Source organism: Bradyrhizobium barranii subsp. apii (assembly GCF_011516635.5).
In the GTDB taxonomy this organism is placed as follows: domain Bacteria; phylum Pseudomonadota; class Alphaproteobacteria; order Rhizobiales; family Xanthobacteraceae; genus Bradyrhizobium; species Bradyrhizobium barranii.
On sequence record NZ_CP096255.1, the window covers coordinates 3,382,932 to 3,400,313 of the forward strand.

A 17,382-nucleotide genomic window follows, 5' to 3' on the forward strand; every position below is an offset into this window, starting at 1 on the left:
ATCAAAACCGCCGGCGTGCGAAGAAAATCGCGCTTACACTTCTTGCCGTGGGCCGCTCTGGTCGACGAAGGAATCATCCTGAACAAGGACGGTTCGTTCCAACGGACGGCGAAATTTCGAGGACCCGACCTCGATAGCGCCGTGCCGTCCGAACTTGTTGCCATCGCCGGCCGTGTGAACAACGCTTTGCGGCGCCTCGGCTCAGGCTGGGCCGTGTTTTTTGAGGCGCAGCGTCATTCTGCGGGCACTTATCCCTACGACATGTTTCCGGATGTGGCATCGGCGTTGGTCGATGCCGAACGTAAAGCACAGTTCGAAGAAGCCGGTGCGCACTACGAGTCCAGCTACTTCTTGACGTTTTTGTACCTGCCTCCGGAGGAGGGAGCCGCCAAGGCGGAACGTCTGCTCTACGAGGGCCGCGATCGTGCCCTTGGAACTGACGCGCGCGAGGTCGTACACGGATTCATTGACCAAACCAATCGCGTGCTGCAGCTCATCGAAGGGTTCATGCCCGAGTGCGGCTGGCTCGACGATCAGGACACGCTGACTTTCCTGCACTCGACGGTCTCGACCAAGCGTCATCGCGTTCGCGTGCCAGAAATTCCAATGTACATCGACGCCCTGTTGGCTGATCAGCCGCTGACTTGCGGGCTGGGGCCGATGCTGGGATCAGCCAACGTCCGGATCCTCACGATTGTTGGCTTTCCTGGCGCAACCACGCCCGGAATTTTGGACGAACTCAATCGCCTGGCGTTCTCGTATCGGTGGTCGACCCGGGCGATCATGCTCGACAAGACCGATGCCACCAAGCTGCTGACAAAAATTCGACGCCAGTGGTTCGCCAAGAGAAAATCGATAGGCGCCATTCTCAAGGAGGTGATGACCAACGAGGCGTCGGCGCTGCTTGATACCGATGCCCATAACAAGGCGATGGACGCCGACGCCGCGCTGCAGGAACTGGGGTCAGATCAGATCGGACAAGCTTTCGTCACGGCAACTATCACGGTCTGGGATCGTGCCCTGAGAGAGCCGACGAGAAGTTGCGGCTGGTCGAGAAAATCATCCAGGGGCGGGATTTCACCTGCATGGTCGAGACGGTGAATGCCGTCGAGGCCTGGCTCGGCAGCCTACCGGGACATGCCTATGCCAACGTGAGGCGGCCGCCGGTCTCGACCCTCAACCTTGCGCATTTGATTCCGATGTCGGCGGTATGGGCGGGCGAGGCGAGAGATCTGCATTTCAGGGGTCCGCCGTTGCTGTACGGTCGGACCGAAGGATCGACTCCGTTCCGATTTTCCCTCCACGTCGGCGATGTCGGCCATACTCTCGTAGTGGGACCGACAGGCGCGGGCAAGTCGGTGCTGCTGGCCCTGATGGCGTTGCAGTTCCGCCGCTATCCGAACTCCCAGATCTTTGCGTTCGATTTCGGTGGTTCAATCCGGGCGGCAGCGCTCGCGATAGGTGGCGATTGGCATGATCTGGGTGGTGCGCTGTCCAACGAGAGCGAAAACTCAGTCGCCCTACAACCTCTCGCCTGGATCGATGATCGTTCGGAGCGAGGATGGGCCACCGAATGGATCAGTGCGATCCTGGCCCGGGAAAAGATCGAGATCACGCCGGAGGTCAAGGATCACCTGTGGTCGGCACTGAGCTCCCTCGCGTCAGCACCGGCGCAAGAACGCACCCTGACGGGCTTGTCAGTCCTTCTGCAATCTTCCCCCCTCAAACGAGCTTTACAACCTTATTGCTTGGGTGGTCCGTCCGGCCGCTTGCTCGACGCCGAATTCGAGCGCCTTGGCGAGGCCTCGGTCCAAGCGTTTGAGACCGAGGGGTTGATCGGAACGAGCGCGGCTCCGGCCGTGCTGTCTTACCTTTTTCATCGCATCGGGGACCGTCTTGACGGCCGGCCGACCCTTCTCATTATCGACGAAGGCTGGCTTGCCCTCGACGACGAGGGGTTCGCCGGCAAGCTTCGCGAGTGGCTGAAGACGCTTCGAAAGAAGAATGCGTCCGTCATCTTCGCCACCCAATCCCTTTCCGATATCGATGGCTCCGCAATCGCGCCGGCGATCATTGAAAGCTGTCCAACGCGCTTGTTACTCCCCAATGAACGGGCAATCGAGCCGCAGATATCAGCAATCTACCGGCGCTTCGGCCTCAATGACCGGCAGATCGAACTTTTAAGCCGGGCCCCGCCGAAGCGCGACTATTACTGCCAGTCTCGCCGCGGCAACCGGATGTTCGAATTGGGCCTTGGTAAAGTGGCGCTCGCCTTCGCGGCGGCCTCTTCCAAGACTGACCAAGCCGCCATGGAGCGAGTGCTCGCGGAACATGGACGGGATGGCTTCGTGCCCGCCTGGCTCCAGCACCGTGGTCTCGCCTGGGCCATCGACCTGATCCCCGAACTCGGCAATTTGGAGAGACCGCTATGAGAAGACTTAGCTCATTGCTCGCCGCCAGCATGATTACCCTCACGCTCGGTATCACGGCGCCGGTGCGGGCGCAGTGGATTGTCTTCGATCCTGACAACTACCTTCAGAACGTCCTAACCGCGGCGCGTGAGATCGAGCAGATCAACAATCAGATCACCTCGTTGCAGAACGAGGCGCAGATGCTGACCAATCAGGCCAGGAATCTGGCCAACCTGCCGTACTCGTCGTTGCAACAGCTGCAGTCATCGATCCAGCGGACCCAGCAGCTGCTGGCCCAAGCCCAACGCATTGCATACGACGTACAACAGATTGATCAGGCCTTCTCGACAAGCTATAGGCCGGCATCCAGCAACCAGTCCAGCCAGGCGTTGTTCACCAACGCTGAATCGCGCTGGCAAAATTCTGTGGCTGGCCTGCAGGACGCACTCCGGGTGCAGGCAGGTGTAGTCGGCAACCTCGACACCAACCGCGTCCAGACCGCTGCGCTTGTAACGTCAAGCCAGGGGGCCAGCGGCGCGCTGCAGGCAACTCAGGCCGGCAATCAGATTCTCGCGCTCCAGGCACAGCAACTTGCTGACCTCACCGCCACTGTGGCAGCCCAGGGCAGGGCGCAGAGCCTCGAAGGGGCGCAGCGCGCCGCAGCTCAAGACCAGGGACGTGAACAACTCCGACGGTTCCTGACGCCGGGTCAGGGCTACCAACCCCAGGAAGTGCGGATGTTCCACCAATGAGTGACGCAAGACCCTCTGGAGCCGTCTTGGTTGCAGCAGTTGGAGTGTTGCTCGCCGCAGCCTGCGCGATCCAGCTTCGTGGTGGCGAAGGCTCTTCCTCGCCGGCAACGGCTGAAGAGACGACCAGCTTGGATGGTTCTGACGTTGCTAGCTGCCGCAGCGTCACGACGAACGACACGATGGGTTACCAACATTGCCTGCGCATTTGGGCGGAGAACCGGCGCCGCTTCTTCGGTGACAAAAATGGTCCCTTAGATTTCGACCCTGGCAGCTCAGGGGCCGCACCAAAGGACCAGAGCCGCCTATCCCAAGGTTATCCCTCAGTTACAATTCCAGACGCGAGCAGGCGATGACTGGCACTGGTGTTATCGATCAATTTCTGGAGACGTTCACACGCTATATCGATAGCGGCTTCGGCATATTGGGGGGCGACGTCGGATATCTCGCAACAACGCTTGCTGCGATTGACGTCACTCTTGCTGCCCTGTTCTGGAGCTGGGGGCCAGACGAGGATATTATTGCCCGCCTGGTGAAGAAGACACTATTCGTCGGCGTCTTCGCCTACCTGATTGGCAATTGGAACAACCTCGCACGCATTGTTTTTGAAAGCTTTGCTGGGCTTGGACTGAAAGCATCCGGGACCGGCCTATTGGCATCAGATTTCCTACGACCGGGTCGCATTGCTCAGGTCGGCCTGGACGCCGGCCGGCCGCTGCTCGACTCGATCTCGAACCTGATGGGCTACATCAGCTTCTTCGAGAATTTCGTCCAGATCGTCGTTCTGCTGTTTGCATGGGCCGTGGTTCTCATCGCCTTTTTCATTCTGGCGATCCAGCTTTTCGTCACTCTGATTGAGTTCAAGCTGACGACACTTGCCGGCTTCGTGCTCATTCCTTTTGGCCTCTTCGGCAAAACCGCCTTCGCAGCAGAGCGGGTCCTGGGCAACGTGATGTCTTCCGGAATCAAAGTACTAGTCCTGGCCGTCATCGTCGGTATCGGCTCGACCTTGTTCTCGCAGTTCACGTCCGGATTCAGTGGCGGGCAGCCGACGATCGAAGAGGCGATGACTCTTGTTCTCGCGGCGCTCACCTTGTTGGGGCTTGGTATCTTCGGGCCAGGAATCGCAAACGGCTTGGTCTCAGGCGGACCGCAGCTTGGCGCCGGCGCGGCGATTGGGACGGGTCTTGCTGTTGGCGGTGCTGTTGCCGCGGGCGCTGGCCTTGCCGCTGGCGGTGTAGGCCTCGCCGGTGGTGCGATCGCAGGTGCTGCGCGCGGAGGAAGCGCCGCTCTAAGCGGGGTCTCCGCTGCTTATCGAAGCGGCAACGCTGCAGGCGCCGCCGAGACCGGTGTGTCAGCCGTGACAAATCCGTTGCGCCGGATGGCGAGCACATTCGCCAGCGATGGGCAAGCAGGCGAGCGGGCCGCAGCTAGTTCAGCGGATCGGCAACCAGATTTCGCACGGCGCGCGAAGCAGGCCCAGACAATTCGGCATGGCGCATCCGCGGCCGGGCATGCCCTTCGCTCCAGCGATCCCGGCGGAGCCGGCACTTCAGTCGATCTCTCCGAAGGAGAGCACTGATGCGTCGTCGATCCACCAACTACTGGCACTGACAACTCAGCCAACTTATTACAACGCTAAGACGAAACTCTTGATCTCAGGAGGAAATTTCATGTTCAAACGACCGTCCGTTCACTACGGGCGCATGCCCGAACCCGTCACGCCTTATCAAAAAGCTGCTCAGGTCTGGGATCAGCGCATTGGATCTGCGCGCGTCCAGGCCAAGAACTGGCGGTTGATGGCCTTTGGCTGCCTCACGCTAGCAAGTGGTCTTGCGGGTGGTCTCGTTTGGCAATCGAGTCAAGGATCGATCACGCCCTGGGTGGTCGAGGTCGATCGGCTCGGTCAGGCGCAAAGGGTTGCCCCGGCCAACATTGACTATCAACCCACCGACGCTCAGATCGCCTACCATTTGGCGCGTTTTGTTGAAGATGTCCGAGGCCTACCCGCCGACGGCATCGTGCTCCGCCAGAATTGGTTGCGCGCCTATGATTTTACGACCGATCGGGGCGCGGCCGCGCTCAATGACTTCGCGCGCAACAACGATCCGTTCGTTAAGTTGGGCAAGGCGCAAATCTCGGTTGATGTCTCCAGCGTCATCCGTGCCTCACCGGACAGCTTTCGAGTCGCTTGGGTCCAACGCACCTACGACTACGGCTCGTTGAGTTCGACCGAGCGCTGGACCGCGATTCTCACCGTTGTGATTGAGACGCCGCGCAACGCCGAACGGCTGCGCAAGAATCCGCTCGGCGTGTATGTACGCGCCATCAATTGGTCGAAGGAGCTGGGTCAGTGACCAAGACGACGTCAAACATTTCCTCGAAGCCTAACAACCCAACCACCGCTAGCGCCTTGATCTCGAAGCGCGCGATCGTGTCGGCCCTGCTGGTTTGCTCGTCGGCCCTTGGAGGTTGCGCGACCTATATTCCGCCGAAAATCAACTATGACGCTGAGCTGCCGGCGTTGCCTGCGCCTCCAGCACCGGTCGACAACAGACCGCACCCGCTTCACGTCCCGCCTGCCTGGAAGCCAGCTCTCGGCGGGAAGTCAGGAGGGAAGGAGGAGGCTGAACCGGTGAGCCGTGTTGAAACAGCAAACAATGCGGCGCGAGTCGAGCCGCGCAAGCGGGGATATTTCAACGCGGCTCAGATCTACGCTTACAGCCCGGGAGCGCTTTATCAGGTGCACGCCTCTCCCGGACAAATCACGGATATTGCGCTCGAAGAAGGGGAGCAACTGACAGGATCGGGGCCTATCGCGGCAGGAGACACGGTGCGATGGGTTGTAGGCGATACCGAAAGCGGAAGCGGCGACACCCGTCGTGTCCACATCCTCGCGAAGCCGACGCGGGCGGCAATCGAGACCAACCTTGTCATTAATACCGACCGGCGCACGTATTTGATCGAGCTTCGCTCCCGCGAGCGGCCCTACATGCCCTCCGTCGCCTGGTATTATCCAGAAACAGCGCGCGAAAAATCGCGCGAGGCTTCCCTCACACCGGTTCTTCCAGATCCAGCGCAGCGCGTGCTTCGCTACGCGATCGAGGGGGACAGTCCACCCTGGCGGCCGCTCTGTGCGTATGACGATGGCCGCAAGGTCTATGTCGAATTCCCGCAAGGGATTGTCCAAGGCGAGATGCCGCCGCTGTTCGTCATTGGCCCTGACGGAAAGACCGAGCTGGTCAACTACCGCGCATACGGCAATTTACTGATTGTGGATCGGCTGTTTGCAGCGGCAGAACTGCGGCTCGGGGGCGAACACCAGCAGAAGGTCCGAATTGTCAGGACTGACGGGAGGTCGTCGTCATGAATTCGCAGATTGAAGGCGATCAGGATCGATCGATTTCGAGGCAAACACAGGACGACCCGTCGAGAAGCTTCCGCCTAAGAGCGGAGCATCCGCGCGTAACACGGCTATCGCGCAAGGTTCTCGCAGGAGGAATTGCGGTCGCGCTGGTAGTCATTGGCGGCGCTGTATTGTGGTCGTTGCAAAACAATCGTTCCCGAAATCAGCCGGCGGATGAGCTCTACGCCACTGAGCATCACGATATTGCCGATGGCATTGCGACGCTGCCGAAGGACTACATGGGGTTGACGCGTCAAGGTATTCCCCAGCTTGGTCCACCTCTTCCTGGAGACCTTGGGCGTCCTATTCTGGCCGCCCAAGGTCAGTCGCCGACGATTGGAGCTACGGCTCTCGATGCGGAATAGCAGCGCCGGGATCAAGAAACCGAAGCGGCCCGCGTAAGCCATTTGTTCGCTTCGGTCAATGCAAGAGATGCGCGCCCGCCTGCTGCCGCGGCCCAGGGTGGCGACCGGAATGCTTCATCAATTTCGGCCACCAATGGCGACGAGGGAGTTTCGCAGGGTGGTCAGGACAGGAAGCTCGCATTCGTCAATGCATTCGTTGATCGCCGTACAGTAAGCCCCGATCGCGTCACCAAGCCGGCATCACCCTATGTCGTGCAGGCGGGAACTGTCATTCCAGGTGCCTTGATCACAGGGATACGGTCGGACCTTCCGGGCCAGATCACCGCACAGGTGACCGAAAATGTGTTCGATTCGCCCACCGGGCGCTTTCTGCTTATCCCGCAGGGAGCGCGCCTGATTGGCGTTTATGACAGCCAGGTTGCCTTCGGTCAGTCGCGCGTGTTGCTGGTCTGGACCCGGCTGATCATGCCGAATGGCCGTTCGATGGTGTTGGAGCGTGAACAGGGGGCTGATACCGCGGGCTATTCGGGGCTTGAAGACGAGGTCAATAATCACTGGGGCGAATTGTTCAAAGCCGCGGCTCTTTCGACCCTACTAGCCGTCGGCACCGAGCCCGGCGCGGGCTCAAATACGAACAGCAATGACAGCGCGATCCTCCAGGCGATGCGGCGCGGTGCAGGCGACTCCCTCAATCAAACAGGCCAACAGATCGTCCGTCGCAGCCTCGGTATTCAACCAACGGTGACCATCCGGTCCGGTTTCCCGGTGCGTGTCATCGTCAATCGAGATCTCGTTCTTGAGCTGTATAGAGGGTAGGTGTCTGGTGTCGAAGCTTAAGATCACGGCGTTGTCGGACGATAAGCCAGTCAAAGTCATGACGGAACTACCTGCTTCGGTGCACCGGGATTTGGTTGCGTACGCTGAAGCCTTGGCGCGCGAAACAGGCCAGGCGATTGATCCAATCAAACTGGTCGCGCCAATGCTGGCGCGATTTATGGCCGCAGACAGAGGCTTTGCGAAGTCAAAGCGCGTCTATCGCTCGGTTGGCGACGGGTAGCGCTCGGCTAAAAACGTCAGAAATGGACGTAATGCGAATTTCCTATTGCTGGGCATCCAGTGCGCATAAAAGCAGACGTCCACTTGACCCTGCTCGTCGTGCAATTCTCGATAAACAACGTCGTCTCCAACAGTGGCGACGTCGGAGTCTAGGATAAAGCTCACGCCGAATCCCAGTCTTGTGAACTTGTGAATGAGGTGCCGACTGACGTGATGCCGTTGCACGTTTTGGATGATCCCACGCATCTGGATTCTGGATTCTAACATTTCCTCCACGCTGCCGGCACGATCGGGCGTTACGAGCAAAATGGTTTGATCGCGAAGGTCCGTCCAGAAGACAGCTTCGTGGGAAGCAAGCGCGTGATCTGTCGGGAGCAAAACGAAAACCCGCTCGCGCCACAGCGCGTGCGCGTGGACGGTTGACGAGTCGGGCAGTCCTGATCCAATTATAATATCTGAATCGCTGCTCTGAAGAGATCTACGTAACCCTGTCGTAGATCGCTCTGTGGCGACTAGGTTAGTAGGAGCGCAACGTTGCCGAAAGCCGGCAAGGAGTTCTCCGAGGCGGCCAGGGGCGACCGACGCGCATAAGCCTACCCGAAGTTGATCAGACTGGCCACGTGCCAAGCCGCTTGTCGATTCGAGAAGTGCGTCAAGTTGCTCCAAAATTGAGATTGCGTGTTTCAAGAAATGCAGGCCAGCGAGGGTAGGTCGTACGCCTGTTGTCGAACGTTCGAATAAAGCCGCTCCAACCTGGGCCTCGAGTTGAGCCACCGCACGGCTCAATGCAGAATGCTGAACAGGAAGGAGCTCGGCGGCCTTCCGGAAGCTGCCGCATTCATATGCGAGTGCCGCGAATCGAAGGTGCTTGAGCTCGATCGCCTGTCCCGAGAGGTGGCGGTCGGACTTGGCCGAAAGGCTGCACATCCAATACGACCCCCTTGTCGATAATGAAGCCGGCACCTCCGAGGTAGGTCAGCTCAGATTTGGACGCACCTGTACGATTCGACAGGGGGCATTCCTCCCGAGATCGGGTATGGCGTTACAGGCGCGTCGGGACCAACGCTGTTGAACGCTCCGGTTACCCAAAAAGGAGCCTTGCTATGGCTTTCAGAGAATGGCTAGAAATTGAGCCTTTCGGCGAGGCTTCCGCTCAAAATGGCTTTGGCCCCACAAGCCGTATGCACAGATTCGGGCATCGTATCGCAGGGACTGACGCAGTTCTTGCAACTATCGAGATCCCATTGAGCATCGTGCTGCAGTCGATCCCAATCGAGGTGACTACGAGATTAACGCCGAGTGGCGCAATCAGAACCAACCTTCATTTGAATGAAAGAGGCATCCAAGAGACGCCGTTGATCCAGCTCGTCAAAGAGCTCCTGGAGCCGCGCGCTTTGGTGATGGAGGAGGTCCGCCTCTCGGACCTACAAGCGCTCCAGAGGAGCCTAGAAACTTCTATCCAGCTCGTGTCGGCTGTAACGGCTGCTCTCTAGGATTGGGGCATGAACCATGCGTTTGTGGGTCATGAGTGATCTCCATGTTATATTGACCCGTGGTTGGGATCTTGCGCCGCCGGCGGAGCGGCCAGAGTTCCACGTGTTGATTATGGCAGGCGAACTGATCCCGCGTGCCGAGCGTGGCGTCCGTTGGCTTGAGGAGCGCGTGCCGGATAAGCCGGCCATTTACGTGCTGGGCAACCATGAGGCTTACGGGGCGGACGAGGCTCGGACAGTAGAGAAGGCTATGGACGCCGCCCGAGGCACAAAGATCTACGTGCTTCAAAATTGCGCGATCCCTTTTGGCCGTAACGTTCGCAGGAGCGACGTTGTGGACCGACTTCATGCTGCGGGGCGACATGTACGCGCAATGGCGATCGCGGACAAGCGAATGAACGACTTCAAGAAGATCCGGACCGACCGCCACAAGCGACCTTTTCGTCCGGCAAATGCGCTGTTCCGTCACCGGCAATCGCGAGCGTTTCTAGAGGCTGAAATGGGTAAGTCGAGGGGCGACCGCAAGTTGGTGATTGTCACCCATCACGCGCCGGTGCCGGATGCCCAACACTCTCGCGACTACGCGCAACTAACGGACGAAGAGATTTTAGCTGCAGCGTACCGTAGTGACTTGACGGCGCTCATGGGGCCCCAGTCGATTGAGAGGAAAGAAAACGCTGCGGCTGGCAGATGCTTGGATCTTCGGCCATACCCACGAATGCTTCGAAAAAACTTTGGCATGACGAGGGTCGTCTCTAACGCCAAGGGCCGCGGTCCATAGCTGCAGACGCAGCGCGCATGGGAAAATCCGACTTTTGATCCAAATTTCGTAGTCGAGATCCAAAGGGGAATAATTTGACAGCGTCAACCCGCAAGCACATCGGGCTTTCACCACGGTTATACTGTCTCTGCGATTTCAGTATAACCGGCGCACTGCTATTGCTTGGGCGAATGAAAGGCCAACTTAGGCTGCCTGTCGCTGGGAAATCTTGGCGATCGCGTCTTCTAATACCCGGACGTCAGCTCCGGGCCGCGTCCCGTTTTCCGCTAAATGTCGGCGGAAGGCGCGTGCGCCGGGCACAGCGTGAAATGCCCCGACGAAATGTCGCGTGATAGCATGCAGCCGTGTGCCCCGCGCGAGTTGTCGCTCGATATAGGGCATCATCGCCTCGAGCGCGTCTTGCATGGTCGCATGCGGCGCCACCTCGCCGAAAATGTCTTGATCGACGGAGAGAAGCCGCCACGGCTCTTGATACGCGGCACGGCCGAGCATCACGCCGTCGACATGCGCAAGATGCGCTTTCGCTTCGTCAATGCCTGGGATGCCGCCATTGATGATGACCGGCACATCCGACATCGTGCGCTTGAGGCGGTAGACGCGATCATAGTCGAGCGGCGGGATGTCGCGGTTTTCTTTGGGCGACAGGCCGTCGAGCCAGGCCTTTCTGGCATGCACGGTCAGGGTATCGCAGCCGGAAGCGACGACGGCGCGCGCCAATTTATCCAGCGCGACTTCCGGATCCTGGTCATCGATGCCTATGCGGCATTTCACCGTGACGGGCACTTTGACCACGCGTTTCATCGCCTCGACGCAAACCGCCACAAGCTCTGGCTGCGCCATCAGGCAGGCGCCGAAGCGGCCGTCCTTTACGCGATCGGAGGGACAGCCCACATTGAGATTGATTTCGTCATACCCAAAATCCTCGCCAATCCGGGCGGCCTGCGCGAGGTCGCGCGGATCCGAGCCACCGAGTTGAAGCGCCACTGGATGCTCGATCGCGTCGAACCCGAGCAGCCGCTCTCGATTGCCGTGAATGATGGCGCCGGTGGTCAGCATCTCCGTATAAAGCAGCGCCCGCCGGGTCAGGTGACGATGGAACACCCGGCAATGCCGGTCGGTCCAATCCATCATCGGAGCCACAGAAAAGCGATAGGGAGCGGATTGCAACTTATGGCCCAACAAGGATGAAAGAACGCTTCGTGATCTCGTTGGAGATAACCCGGGGCCTGCGGAATTACAACCCAGCTCGCTCACGCGAGCGGCCCGTGCGGACATCTCTAGTGCGGACAAAGGGTTGCGAATTGATGTGCGGAGGACGCGATTTTTGTAACGGCAGCTGCGGGGACGATCATGGCGACACTTATTAGCCCGTCTTATTCGTCAGAGGGCGCCTGAGAGGCTGGCGAGCGTGGTGTAAAGCGCTGATGCGGCGTAGGATTCGGTTGCAAAGCCAACCCCATCACCTTCAGCCGCGAACACCACGCCCGCCATGACCGACGATACGATTCTGCCCTTCTCGTTTCCAGCCGTTCACGCCAAGAAAGTCACAGCTGCCTTCGATGGCGGTCGGCTGACCTCGAACGGGGGCGTGATGCTTCTGGCGATGGCCGAGCGGCGTCTCGGCTTGGCCGACAATTTGGCCCGGGTGTTCCCGGATCGGCGCGATCCGACGCGGGTCGTGCACAGCCTGGTCGATATGTTCCGCGCGCGCATGTTCGCGATCTGCTGCGGCTACGAGGACGCCGACGACCTCGATCATCTGCGGTCCGATCCCGCATTCAAGCTGGCCTGCGGACGGCTGCCGGACACGGGTCGCGATCTGTGTTCCCAACCGACGCTGTCGCGCCTGGAGAATGCTCCGCGCCTGCGCGACGTGATCCGACTGACCTACACTTTGGTCGACGCATGGATGGATAGCTACCCGCGCGAGCCGGCATCCGTCACGCTCGACATCGATGATACCTGCGATGTCGTCCACGGCCATCAGCAGCTCTCGCTGTTCAACGCTCATTATGACGAACGCTGCTTCCTGCCGATCCACGTCTACGACACGGAGAAGAGCCGGCCCGTGGCGGTCGTGCTGCGGCCCGGCAAGACGCCGGGCGGCGTCGAGGTGCGTGCCCATCTGCGCCGCCTGGTACGGCATATCCGGACGCGGTGGCACAACACGCGAATTACGTTCCGTGGCGACGGGCACTATGCCCGGCCGGAGGCAATGGCGTGGTGCGAGACCAACGGCATCGACTACATCTTCGGTCTGTCCGGCACCAAGCCGCTCGCCAGAAAAGTCGACGCGGTCGCCGACGACATCCGCACGCGACGCGCCATCGAGAACCTGCCGGTTCTGCGCGGCTATACCGAGACGCGCCACAAGGCAAAGTCCTGGGATCGCGAACGACGCACCGTCGCCCGTATTGAGGCGACGATGCTCGGCCTCGACATCCGCTTCGTCGTCACCAGCCTCGATGTCGGCTCGGCCGAGTGGATCTACGACAGCCTGTATTGCGCGCGCGGCCAAGCCGAGAATCTGATCAAGCTGCATAAGACGCAGCTCGCCTCCGATCGCACCAGTTGCCGTTCGGCGCTCGCCAATCAAGTCCGCCTCGTTCTCCATACCGCCGCTTATTGGCTGATGCTGACCGTGCGCGACGCCATTCCCAAAGTCCGGGAATTGGCCACTGCCGAGTTCGCGACGCTGCGTCTTCGGCTCTTGAAAATCGCCGCCCGGGTTGTCGAGACCAAGAGCCGCATTCGCCTTGCGTTCGCCGCGGCATGTCCCGAAGCCGACCTGATCCGCAGCTTGCCCGGCGCGCTGCTGCCGCTCGGTCCTTGACCGGTGGGGCGTCCGCCCGCGTTCACCCAACCCATCCCTCAAGCGCGTTGCAAAGTACCGGTCGTCAGGCGGTGAAAAGCCGAAGGCAATCCTGTGCGCCTCGTCAGCGGAGGTGTGCGGATGCACCAGTCGGACCAAAATACCGCGCTCTCACGAATAGGGCGGGTTAGGCTCCCTTCGAGCAACTGGCGCATTCAAGTCCGTCGAAAGGGACAGTACGCCACGAGAACCTTTCGCAAAAAGGAAGACGCGGAGACCTGGGGTTTAGCCCTGGAACGTGAAATCGATCTTACCGCAAAGGCACCATCCGATTGGGACAAGCGAACGTTGGAAGAGCTTATTGATCTCTACCTTCAGGACATGCTGGAAGTTGGGAAGAAGGTTGGGAGAACCAGACAGCTCTTCCTCGAAAGCATTCGGCCCACTTTGGGTAAACTGAAGCTTTCAGAACTCACGCGAGCAAACTTCGTTGAATATGGTCGTTCGCGAGCAAAGGGGGGAGCTTCGGCAAGTACGGTTCAGTTCAACTTCTCCGATATAAGCGCAATCCTGACCTATGCTGAGGCCGTGCACGGCGCGCCGCTGCGTCACGACGAGTTTGACTTAGCTCGCGTAGCCCTAAAGAAGCTCGGTCTGATGAGAAAAAGTCGAGCAAGAACGCGGCGTCCCACCGTTGAAGAGATTCAGCGTTTGATCGAATTCTTCGCAGCCAGTCCACGCCAGTACATCGGGGATGTCCCGGGTTCTGTTGAATTTCTGAAGAGGTCGGCGTTGCCCACCTTGAGCCGGTAGGCTCGGGGTGCTGATTCCACAAAGGAGAGCAACGCCATGACGAGAGATATCACACCGGCTGGTTGGCCGGCGACCGGGGCTGTGGAGAAATCATTTGCGGAAGTGCGAGCGAGCTTCGATCGGTTCTGCCTTGCGGCAGGAATCGAGGCGCTCGGCACGATGATGGAGGCGGATGTGACAGCGGCCTGCGGGCCGCGCCACGGTCGTGATGCGGCGCGGCGGGCGCACCGTTGGGGCCGAACGCGGGGGCGGATCGGTTTCCACGGCGGCAAGATCGAGGTCGATCGCCCGCGGGTCCGGGGCATGGACGGCCGCGAGGTCACGATCCCGAGCTGGGAAACGGCGGCGCAGGAGGACTGGCTCGGTCGCTGGGCGATGAACCTGATGCTGATCAATGTGTCGACGCGCCGGTTCGGCCGCGCCGTCCGGCTGCCCGAGGGTGACGTGCCGGCACCGCCCGGATCGGGGATTTCGAAGTCGGCGGCCTCGCGGAGGTTCGTGGCTCTGTCGGCGGCGCGGCTGGCCGACTTCATGGCTGCCGATCTGTCCGCGCTCGACCTTCTGGTGGTCCAAATCGACGGGCTGCATCTCGACGACGATCTCGTGCTGGTGGCCGCGATCGGGGTTGACGGCGAAGGCAACAAGCATCCGCTGGCGCTGGTGGAAGGGGCGACCGAGAATGCAGCAACGGTTCAGGCCCTGCTGGACAACCTGGTCTCGCGCGGGCTCGACCCGACGGTGCCAAGACTGTTCATCGCCGACGGCGCGAAGGCGTTGTCGAAGGCGATCCGCCGCACCTTCGGTTCGGCCGCTGCGATCCAGCGCTGCCAGATCCACAAGGCGCGCAACATCATGGAACGCCTGCCGAAAGAGCATCATGCGGCCACCCGCCGGGTGCTGCGCCAGGCCTGGGAGCTCGATGACGCCGACAAGGCTGAAAAATTGATCCGCAATCTCGCGCGTCGACTCGACCAGCAATGGCCCGGCGTTGCGGCCAGTATCCTCGAAGGCCTCGACGAAATCCTGACTGTCGTCCGGTTGAAGTTGCCGAAGGAGCTTCGCCGATCGCTCGCCTGTACCAATATCGCCGAGAACATGATGGGCACCATTCGCCGCGTCACGCGCAACGTTAAACGCTGGCGGGATGCCGGTATGGCCTTGCGATGGGTCGCGGCCGGTATGATCGAGGCCAACAAGGGCTTCCGACGATTGAAGGCGCATAAGCAATTGTCGGTTCTGCGTGCGGCCCTTCAAGCTCACCACGATCGCATGACAATCAAGTCCGTTGCCCACGTCACGAGGGCTGCGTAATATTCATTCCGGCAACGTCGACCCGACGTAGTTCAACAGCGATCGGGACATCCCCAGTACATCCCCATGGATCGCATTATTCCGTTCGCAATTGCTACGGCGATGCGCGAAGGCGAAATCTTCCGAATCGAATGGGCTGATGTTGATATGAGAAAGCGCTTGATCAAGATCAGAGCCCGCAAGGCCCCCCAGGATCAAGACGACAATGACCAAGTTATACCGATGCTGAACGCGACAGGCTTTGACGCTTGGCAGCTAGTTCTCGAGCAGAGGATTGTGACCCGAGGCAAAGGGCGGGTTTTTCCTTATCGAGCAGCCAGCGCAGGCGCCGCCTTTGCCAGGGCGTGCCAGGTTCTTCACATCGAGGACCTACGATTTCACGATCTGCGCCGCGAAGCGGCAACACGACTCTTCGAAGCTGGATTGCCGATCGAAAGGGTTGCGCTTGTCACAGGTCACAAGGATTGGGAAACGCTAAGACGGTACACTCGTCTTAAGCCCGAGGATCTCGTGAAATTGCAGCCACCGGCGGAACTGTCGGTTGCGGATTATATAGATCAGTTGATGGATCCGTAAAAATGGCGGCGCACGGCAATCGGGTTGCTTCAGAGATAGTGCCAAGTTTGCGCAGCGAGATCTACCAGCGCGCACTCTACGTTGAGCCCCAAGGTGATTTCATCGAAATGGTTCTCATACGAATGGACGCTATCGAAGAGGCAGTCGTGGCGTGGGACAAGACTGCGAGACAACGGACGAAACGACAAAAGGTGGGTGAAAAATCTCGACTGGAATAGTGAGCTTACGGGCCGGCCATGCGGTGAACCTGATCGTTCAGATCGCGGCGGCGATTTACGTCTTAATCCGCGGCTTTGAATGCGCTCTTTTAGTTCTGTGCATGCCGCTGCCTTATCTGCCGGCCGGCTGATGACCATTCAACAGATGAGCAGATTGCCGCGCGTCGTCTGGCTCGATATTTACTGCTCTAGCAATGATTAGTGGTCACAAAATCCCGCATAGATGGCGGCGAGAACCACGTTGCGCGGCTAAACCTCCACAATAACATTGTGGGCTCGAGCGAGGAGCGGAATTTCTGAGTGTCTGTTCCAAAACATGTTGAGTCGAATGAATCGGTTGTGATTCAAGGTGAGCGGCCTGATTCGATGGGGACGCGCCGCCAATGTGGACTACCGAGAACCGTGCACGCTACGACCGCAGCCGCCTGCGCTATCCGAGCGACTTGACCGACGAGGAGTGGGCGCTGATCGCGCCTCGCATCCCGCCGGCCAAGCGCGGCGGCAACAAGCGTACGGTGGACCTGCGCGAGATTGCCAACGGGCTGATGTACATCCTGAGCACAGGTTGCCAGTGGCGCGCGATCCCCAAGGACCTGCCGCCGCGCTCGACGCTGTATGGCTACTTCGATCTGTGGAGCTGGAACGGCACGCTCGATAAAATTCATCACGCCCTCTATGTCGAATGTCGCGAAAGGGCCGAGCGCGAGGCTTCTCCCACCGCCGCCATCATCGATAGCCAGAGCGTGAAAAGCGCTGAAAAAGGGGGCCTCATGATCTCCATGGCTACGACGCGGGCAAGAAGATCAAGGGCAAGAAGCGGCACATTCTCGTCGACACGCAAGGCCTCTTGATGCACGCCATCGTGCATGCGGCGGACATCCAGGATCGCGACGGCGGCGTGCTCCTGATGGCAACGTTGTTCGGCCTCTATCCCTTTCTTCTGAAGCTCTACGCCGACGGCGGATATCAAGGGCCACATTTCCAGAAGGGGCTGCGTAGCGCTCTGAAGCGCGTGAACCTCGAAATCGTCAAACGCTCCGATCAGGCTCACCGTTTCGTCGTCTTGCCCAAACGCTGGATCGTCGAGCGTACCTTTGCCTGGCTCGGGCGATGCCGAAGACTGTCCAAAGATTGGGAATGCTTCAATCACAGGGCGCTCGCCTTTCTCAAGCTGGCCTCCATCCGACTCATGCTGCGAAAGCTATGCAATCCAAGGTAATCTTTCCGGACAGACTCTGAGAGAGGCCGGCCTTTACTGGCACGCCTAGAAGGCGGTCGGGCCGCCTGCAGCTTGGCGGTAAGTTGTTAATTCCCGTTTCATGCTTCAAACAGGATGACATCAGCCGCCGGCGAACTTTCAGCATCGACGCACGTTTTTGCTTTGCCTCGCC

At 59.7% G+C, this 17,382-nt stretch carries 13 protein-coding genes and 3 pseudogenes; 14 read left to right on the forward strand and 2 right to left on the reverse strand.

The window, feature by feature from the left end; translation table 11 throughout:
* From trbE to HAP41_RS16180, 8 genes and pseudogenes are all read left to right on the forward strand, one after another.
* Positions 1 to 2,432: pseudogene (gene trbE / locus HAP41_RS16145) on the forward strand (conjugal transfer protein TrbE).
* Complete coding sequence (trbJ, locus tag HAP41_RS16150; RefSeq protein WP_063982123.1) at positions 2,429 to 3,163, forward strand: P-type conjugative transfer protein TrbJ; 735 nt, start codon at positions 2,429 to 2,431, stop codon at positions 3,161 to 3,163. The pseudogene trbE and the gene trbJ overlap by 4 nt, the downstream one beginning before the upstream one ends.
* Positions 3,160 to 3,516 carry a putative entry exclusion protein TrbK-alt gene (gene trbK-alt / locus HAP41_RS16155; protein WP_166099889.1) on the forward strand — a complete coding sequence of 119 codons (357 nt, stop codon included), beginning with the start codon at positions 3,160 to 3,162 and terminating at the stop codon, positions 3,514 to 3,516. The genes trbJ and trbK-alt overlap by 4 nt, the downstream gene beginning before the upstream one ends.
* Positions 3,513 to 4,742, forward strand: a complete 1,230-nt coding sequence (gene trbL, locus HAP41_RS16160; protein WP_166099882.1) for a P-type conjugative transfer protein TrbL — start codon at positions 3,513 to 3,515, stop codon at positions 4,740 to 4,742. The genes trbK-alt and trbL overlap by 4 nt, the downstream gene beginning before the upstream one ends.
* A 91-nt stretch (positions 4,743 to 4,833) precedes the next feature.
* Positions 4,834 to 5,517, forward strand: coding sequence for a conjugal transfer protein TrbF (gene trbF, locus HAP41_RS16165; protein ID WP_063982125.1), 684 nt, complete (start codon positions 4,834 to 4,836; stop codon positions 5,515 to 5,517).
* On the forward strand, positions 5,514 to 6,530 hold the full coding sequence (gene trbG, locus HAP41_RS16170; RefSeq protein ID WP_166099879.1) for a P-type conjugative transfer protein TrbG: 1,017 nt from the start codon (positions 5,514 to 5,516) through the stop codon (positions 6,528 to 6,530). Before trbF ends, trbG begins: the two co-directional genes overlap by 4 nt.
* Positions 6,527 to 7,747 (forward strand): annotated as a pseudogene (locus tag HAP41_RS16175) (TraB/TrbI/VirB10 family type IV secretion system protein). Before trbG ends, HAP41_RS16175 begins: the two are co-directional and overlap by 4 nt.
* Positions 7,748 to 7,754: 7 nt before the next feature.
* The gene (locus HAP41_RS16180) at positions 7,755 to 7,988 is read left to right on the forward strand and encodes a DUF2274 domain-containing protein (protein WP_084795049.1); all 234 of its coding nucleotides are present in this window, start codon (positions 7,755 to 7,757) and stop codon (positions 7,986 to 7,988) included.
* On the opposite strand, the gene HAP41_RS50755 is transcribed toward HAP41_RS16180, so the two are convergent.
* Positions 7,964 to 8,914: a LysR family transcriptional regulator gene (locus tag HAP41_RS50755; RefSeq protein ID WP_063982128.1), complete on the reverse strand. Its 951-nt coding sequence runs from the start codon at positions 8,912 to 8,914 to the stop codon at positions 7,964 to 7,966. The two genes, HAP41_RS16180 and HAP41_RS50755, sit on opposite strands and share 25 nt — an antisense overlap.
* A 582-nt stretch (positions 8,915 to 9,496) precedes the next feature.
* On the opposite strand from HAP41_RS50755, the gene HAP41_RS16185 reads away from it, so the two are divergent.
* Positions 9,497 to 10,261 (forward strand): metallophosphoesterase, encoded by a 765-nt coding sequence (locus tag HAP41_RS16185; protein WP_166099871.1) that lies wholly within the window; start codon positions 9,497 to 9,499, stop codon positions 10,259 to 10,261.
* A gap of 183 nt (positions 10,262 to 10,444) precedes the next feature.
* Here HAP41_RS16185 and dusA read toward each other — a convergent pair whose 3' ends face one another.
* On the reverse strand, positions 10,445 to 11,392 hold the full coding sequence (gene dusA, locus HAP41_RS16190) for a tRNA dihydrouridine(20/20a) synthase DusA (RefSeq protein WP_248577208.1): 948 nt from the start codon (positions 11,390 to 11,392) through the stop codon (positions 10,445 to 10,447).
* A gap of 358 nt (positions 11,393 to 11,750) precedes the next feature.
* Here dusA and HAP41_RS16195 point away from each other — a divergent pair, with 358 nt between their 5' ends.
* The 5 genes and pseudogenes from HAP41_RS16195 to HAP41_RS16215 all read left to right on the forward strand — a co-directional run bounded on the left by HAP41_RS16195 (position 11,751) and on the right by HAP41_RS16215 (position 17,210).
* The gene (locus HAP41_RS16195) at positions 11,751 to 13,094 is read left to right on the forward strand and encodes an IS1380 family transposase (RefSeq protein WP_166053720.1); all 1,344 of its coding nucleotides are present in this window, start codon (positions 11,751 to 11,753) and stop codon (positions 13,092 to 13,094) included.
* 120 nt (positions 13,095 to 13,214) lie between these two features.
* Positions 13,215 to 13,886, forward strand: coding sequence for a site-specific integrase (locus HAP41_RS16200; RefSeq protein WP_166099859.1), 672 nt, complete (start codon positions 13,215 to 13,217; stop codon positions 13,884 to 13,886).
* Positions 13,887 to 13,922: 36 nt separating this feature from the next.
* Positions 13,923 to 15,197 (forward strand): IS256 family transposase, encoded by a 1,275-nt coding sequence (locus HAP41_RS16205; RefSeq protein ID WP_166064748.1) that lies wholly within the window; start codon positions 13,923 to 13,925, stop codon positions 15,195 to 15,197.
* 66 nt (positions 15,198 to 15,263) lie between these two features.
* Positions 15,264 to 15,773: a site-specific integrase gene (locus HAP41_RS16210; protein WP_166099852.1), complete on the forward strand. Its 510-nt coding sequence runs from the start codon at positions 15,264 to 15,266 to the stop codon at positions 15,771 to 15,773.
* A gap of 601 nt (positions 15,774 to 16,374) precedes the next feature.
* Positions 16,375 to 17,210, forward strand: a pseudogene (locus HAP41_RS16215) (IS5 family transposase).
* Positions 17,211 to 17,382 lie beyond the last annotated feature (172 nt).